Origin of the sequence: Micromonospora sp. MH33, assembly GCF_003013775.1 — a bacterium.
Taxonomy (GTDB): Bacteria; Actinomycetota; Actinomycetes; order Mycobacteriales; family Micromonosporaceae; genus Micromonospora; species Micromonospora fulviviridis.
The window spans coordinates 1-5,087 of record NZ_MUYZ01000393.1; the positions used below are offsets into that span (position 1 = coordinate 1).

Genomic DNA, 5,087 nt, shown 5'->3' on the forward strand with positions numbered 1-5,087 from the left:
GTATCCCCGCGGCCCGCGCCGCCCTGCCCGCTCTCCGCCGTGTCCACCCGCGCCATCGCCTGTCCTCGTCTACTGCCAGTCACTGCTGCATCCTCGGGTCCTGGATGGGATCGGGATACATTCTCGGGCAGCAGACGTCGTCGATCGCTTCGGGCCGCAATTCGTAGTGCCAGGCCCCGTTGCGAAAGATCCGGCACAGCCCACCGCGCAGCGACGGCGGTCTTTGCACGGCGACGCCGGATTCGGCGCCGCGCGTGGCCACCCACAGCATGTACCCGGGTCCCCGGCAGGGTCGGCCCGCGGAACGGCTGGGGATGGAAGCGCCGACAGCAACGCCGCCGGACGTCAGCACACGGGCGAGCGCTGGCACGCACGTCGCTGATCGCGCATGACCGCCAGAGGGGTTCAGGGTTCGAGTCCTTGGCGGCCCGCTTGGGCTGCGGCGCGCGGCGCCGGGCCGCCGGTGCGGGAGATGCCCGTGAGTCCAGCGGCGTCGGCCACCCGCTCGGCGATGTTCGTGAGATGGGTCAGGTCATGTTGGTCGAGCTGATCGAACAGGACCCGGCGGACCGTCTCGACGTGCCCAGGCGCGGCGGTGGTGATCGCCGTACGGCCGAGGTCGGTGAGTTGGACCATCGTGCCGCGCCGGTCGGTCGTGCTGGCGGACCGCACGACGAGCCCGCGCTGTTCCATGCGCCGGAGCTGGTGGGCGATACGGCTGCGGTCCCAGCCGATGCGCGCGGCCAGGTCCCGCACGCGCAGTGCCTCGTCGCTCTCGGAGAGAGGGGCCAGTACGTCGTAGTCGGCGGGCGACAGGCCGGCCTCGGCGAGCTGACCGTCGATCGCCACGTCGAGCGCGCGCCGCATGCGCAGGAAGGCCAGCCACAGACGCTGTTCCTCCGGGTTGAGCCACCGCGGTTGGGTCATGCATCACAGTCTACGACGAGTTGCTGACACGTCAGCGTTTTGCGGATAGGTTGCTGATACGTCAGCGTTTTGCGGATAGGTTGCTGATACGTCATCGACTTTCGAGGAAGCGAAGCATGACCACGTTGCAGATCATCATTGCCAGCACCCGGCCGGGCCGGCTCGGCCTGCCGGTCGCCGAGTGGATCCACGCCGCGGCGGTGAAGCACGGCGGCTTCGACCAGGTGGAGCTCGTCGACCTCGCCGAGTGGAACCTGCCGTTCATGAACGAGCCGAACCACCCGCGCCTGCGCCGCTACGAGCACCAGCACACCCGCGACTGGAGCGCCACGATCGACCGGGCTGACGCGTTCCTGATCGTCATGCCCGAGTACAACTACGGCTACACAGCCCCGCTCAAGAACGCCATCGACTACCTCGCGCACGAATGGGCCTACAAGCCGGTCGGCCTGGTCAGCTACGGCGGCGTCAGTGCCGGCACCCGCGCCGCACAAATGATCAAGCAGGTGCTGACCACGCTGAAGATGACGCCGATCCCCGAGGCCGTACACATCCCGTTCGTCGCCCAGTTCATCGACGACGACGGGGCACTGCGACCCAATGAGACCATGGACGCCAGCGCCGAGGCGATGCTCGACGAACTGGTGCACTGGACCGGGGCCCTGGCCGTGCTGCGTGAACGAGCCCGGCAACACGCCGCCGGATGACCATTCTCGGCGTGCTGGACGGCGCCTGATCAGACAGCCACCTCCGCGATCGCCGCGGGGTCAGTCCGGGGCGAGGGAGCGCCAGATCCGCTCGGGCAGGACGCGGGCGGCCTGCCCGAGATCGACGCCCGGCACGCCGGCGAGCCACCGGCGCGCGGTCTCCGCCACCGGGCCGATCAGCAGCATCTCGACCAGTGGCTCCGGCAGGGTGGCGATCTCGCCGGCCGCCATGCGCGGCCGCAGCCAGCCGGCGACGGCGGCCATGCGCGGCGCCTTGGCCGCCGTCACCTGTTCGGCGTGCGCGGCCAGGTAGCCGGCGTAGGCCGAGGCGTGGATGAAGCGCGCCGCGGCCGGGTTGTCCTCGGTGAAACGCAGGTAGGCCGTCACGATGGCGCGGACGCCGGTGCGGGCGGTCCGGGCCCGGCTCAGCGCCGCGATCAGCTCGTCGAACAGCGCCGCCATGCACCGGCTGTACAGGGCCGCGGCCAGACCGTCGAAACTGCCGAAGTGGTGGTAGAGACTGCCGAGGCTGACGCCGCCGGCCGCAGTGACCGCGTTGACCGTGAAGCCCGGCTGGCCGGCGGCGTCGAACACGTCCAGCGCCGCGGCGAGCAGCCGCTCGGCGGTCGCCTCACCCCGCTGCTGCTTAGGCGACATGTGCCATCCCCTGATCCCACAGCCGTCGCGCCAGAGCGGGATCGTCCGCCACGGGCGCGAGCGGCACCGGACGGTCCCCGTCGAAGTAGCGGCCGGATCTCTCACCGGGCGCGAACGCCAGCCACACCACCGGCGCCGCACCGGCCTCGGGAGCATCCCACCGGCGCTTGACCACCTTCAGCAGGAGGCCCAGCACGCCACCGGGATCACCCAGCCCGGTCCTGATGACGCCGGGATGCACCGCGTCGATGGTCACGCCGGTGTTCGCCCAGTGCTCGGCGAACAGCGGCACGGTGAGCAGGTTCGCGAGCTTGGTGTCGCAGTAGGTGCGCATCCGGTGGAAGTCCTCGCCCCAGGGCGTGCGGTCCGGGTCCACCCTGCCCTTGACGTAGAGGCCGGCACTGACCTGGACCACCCTCCCCAGCCGCTTCTCCAACAGGTGGTTGAGCAGGAACGGCGCCAGGTGGTTCACCGCGAACGACTGCTCGTACCCGTCCTCGGTGCGTACCAGCCGGGTCGGCCAGACACCGGCGTTGTGCACCAGCACGTCGATCCGCTCACATCGACTGCCCAGCTCGGCCGCGACCGCCCGCACGGACGACAGCACCGACAGGTCGCCCACCACCAGCTCCGCCGAGCCGGCCGCACCACCTGAGGACGTCCGCAGCGCCGCCACCGCCTGCTCGCCCCGCGTTCGGTCCCGGGTCACCAGCACCACCCGGCAGTCCCGTCGCACCAGTTCGGTGGCCACCGCGAACCCGATGCCGCGATTGGCTCCGGTCACGACCGCCGTCACCGTCTGCGCCATGGTCGTCAGCCTAGGCCGGAACTAGAGCGAATTTCTAGAACAGGTCTCGACTCTGATGCTTCCCATGCATCGAGGGACAGCCCTACGGTTCCGGGACGTCGGACGAACATCTCTCGCCGCCTGTCGCCGGCACCGCGGCAGATAGCGGGCGGCATCGGCACACCGCACACCGTTCAGTCCTGCGCGTCGGGGAACCCGTCACCGGGCCTGGCGACGGCTGCTCTGGCGGCCCGCTCGATCGTCGCGCGCCGCGCCGCCCAGAACGGCTCGTCGGATTGCGGGTGCGCGTACTCGGCTGCTGCCCCGGTGGAGCCGTCGAGCTGTTCGCGCAGGATGTCGGCGTGCCCGGCGTGCCGGCTGGTCTCGGTGAGCACGTGGACCAGGATGTTGAACAGCTTCACGTTCGGACGCGGCCACCAGGGCACATGGCCGGGCGAGTCGATGGCGAGGGCGCCGATCGTCGCGTCCGAGTGCGCCCACACCCGCCGGTAACGGTCGATGATCCCCTCGCGCGTCTCGTGCTCGCTCGCCCACATGTCGGTCTCGTCGTGGTCGGCGTCGTCCCATCGGGGCAGGGGCTCGGGGAACGGCCGGCCGAAGACCTCACCGAAGTACCTGGACTCCGTGATCGACAAGTGCTTGACCAGGCCGAGGAGGTTGGTCCCGGTCATGGTCAGGGGCCGCCGTACGTCGTACTCGGGCAACCCGTCGAGCTTCCACAGCATCGTCTCGCGGATGTCGCGCAGGTCGTGGTGCAGGTACTCTTTCGCGAACTCGTCGATCATGTGTCACGACCCTGCCACGCGCGGTCGGTGGACGCAGCCCCGTGAGCCGCACCCGGCAGGGGGCTGTCGTTTTTGGGATCAGAGAGCGCCGGTCACGTACCGGAAGCGGCCCCCCAGCTCCGTGACGAGCAGGTCGAGTTCGGCGCGGGCGGCGTCGTCGATCGCGCCGGTGATGCGCCACTCGACGCGGGCGTCGACGAACCGGGTGAGGAGCTCGATGTCCTTGTCGATCTGCGTCCGGTAGCCCTCGGTGAGCCGGAACATCCGCACGTTCTTGCTCTCCCGCAGCACCACCGTCGAACCGTCGACGAACATGTGGTCGATGTACCGGCCGCCGCCGCGACCGGTCGGCAGGAACACCTGAGCGGCGCCCTCCGGCGGGAACTGGCGCGCGAAATCGACCAGGCTGCGTTCCCCGCTGAGGAGTTCGGCCCGCAGCTCTGCCTGCCGCGCCGGTGACACGACGTCGCTGGCGCGTCTCGGCACGCTCGGGGCGACCTCCAGGGCGTGCCGGGCCTCGCCGACGGTGCCCTGGGCCCCGCTCTCGATCGGCGGCGCGCCGCGCGGGCGGTCCAACGGCGACAGCCCTTCCGCGGCCGCCCGGGGGTCGACGCCCCGGCTCGGCATCTGCGCCTGGTCGAACAGGTCCGCCACGCCGCGTCCGCTGCGGTTGGTCAGCTCCTCCTCCAGGAGCGCCGCAGCCCGCGCCGCGCCCTCTGCGTCCGTCTCGGCCAGCCGGGCGATCCGACGGAACCGGGCCCGCACGACAGGATCGGCGTCCAGCACGTTCTGGAAGTTCTCGGTGATGCGCGACAACGTGTCGCGGGTCGACCGGAATCCGGTGGTGTAGTTACCGAGGTCGTTGTGGCTTGCGATCAGCTCGATGTGGAACCGGCCGGGCCCGACGGGGGTGGCCGTGAACGTCTCGATCCACCGGTACCGGGTCTTGAGCGCCATCAGCTCGGCGAGCAGGACGGGGATCGGGGCGTCCACCACGTCGTTCGCCTCTTTGATGAAGCGGGCCTCGGCCATCGCCTCGGGCAGCTGCGCCGCCTTGGCCACGTCGTCGGCGACCGTCGGGGTGCCCGGCTCGTCGGCCGCGCGGACCGCTCCCTCGCCCAGCTCGTCGGCCTCCCGGGTGGCGGCCCCCTCGGCGCCTTCGCGGCCGGCCCGGGCTCCGCCGGCCTCGGTGGCCTCGCGGGC

The 5,087-nt window shown here is 70.9% G+C and carries 7 protein-coding genes; 1 reads left to right on the forward strand and 6 read right to left on the reverse strand.

The window, feature by feature from the left end:
• Positions 1–79: 79 nt before the first annotated feature.
• Together B0E53_RS38825 and B0E53_RS32965 are read right to left on the reverse strand one after the other, a co-directional pair.
• The gene (locus B0E53_RS38825) at positions 80–271 is read right to left on the reverse strand and encodes a hypothetical protein (protein WP_210406306.1); all 192 of its coding nucleotides are present in this window, start codon (positions 269–271) and stop codon (positions 80–82) included.
• Positions 272–405: 134 nt separating this feature from the next.
• Positions 406–927: a MarR family transcriptional regulator gene (locus B0E53_RS32965; RefSeq protein ID WP_107079527.1), complete on the reverse strand. Its 522-nt coding sequence runs from the start codon at positions 925–927 to the stop codon at positions 406–408.
• A 116-nt stretch (positions 928–1,043) separates the two neighbouring features.
• On the opposite strand from B0E53_RS32965, the gene B0E53_RS32970 reads away from it, so the two are divergent.
• Positions 1,044–1,634 carry an NADPH-dependent FMN reductase gene (locus tag B0E53_RS32970; RefSeq protein ID WP_107079528.1) on the forward strand — a complete coding sequence of 197 codons (591 nt, stop codon included), beginning with the start codon at positions 1,044–1,046 and terminating at the stop codon, positions 1,632–1,634.
• A gap of 60 nt (positions 1,635–1,694) precedes the next feature.
• Here B0E53_RS32970 and B0E53_RS32975 read toward each other — a convergent pair whose 3' ends face one another.
• The 4 genes from B0E53_RS32975 to B0E53_RS38115 all read right to left on the reverse strand — a co-directional run.
• The gene (locus tag B0E53_RS32975; RefSeq protein WP_107079529.1) at positions 1,695–2,291 is read right to left on the reverse strand and encodes a TetR/AcrR family transcriptional regulator; all 597 of its coding nucleotides are present in this window, start codon (positions 2,289–2,291) and stop codon (positions 1,695–1,697) included.
• Positions 2,281–3,099, reverse strand: coding sequence for an SDR family NAD(P)-dependent oxidoreductase (locus B0E53_RS32980; protein ID WP_107079530.1), 819 nt, complete (start codon positions 3,097–3,099; stop codon positions 2,281–2,283). Before B0E53_RS32980 ends, B0E53_RS32975 begins: the two co-directional genes overlap by 11 nt.
• A gap of 173 nt (positions 3,100–3,272) precedes the next feature.
• Positions 3,273–3,884: a DinB family protein gene (locus B0E53_RS32985; RefSeq protein ID WP_107079531.1), complete on the reverse strand. Its 612-nt coding sequence runs from the start codon at positions 3,882–3,884 to the stop codon at positions 3,273–3,275.
• A 78-nt stretch (positions 3,885–3,962) separates the two neighbouring features.
• Positions 3,963–5,087, reverse strand: a 1,125-nt coding sequence (locus B0E53_RS38115; RefSeq protein ID WP_210406307.1) for a hypothetical protein, incomplete at its 5' end; no start/stop codon positions are given.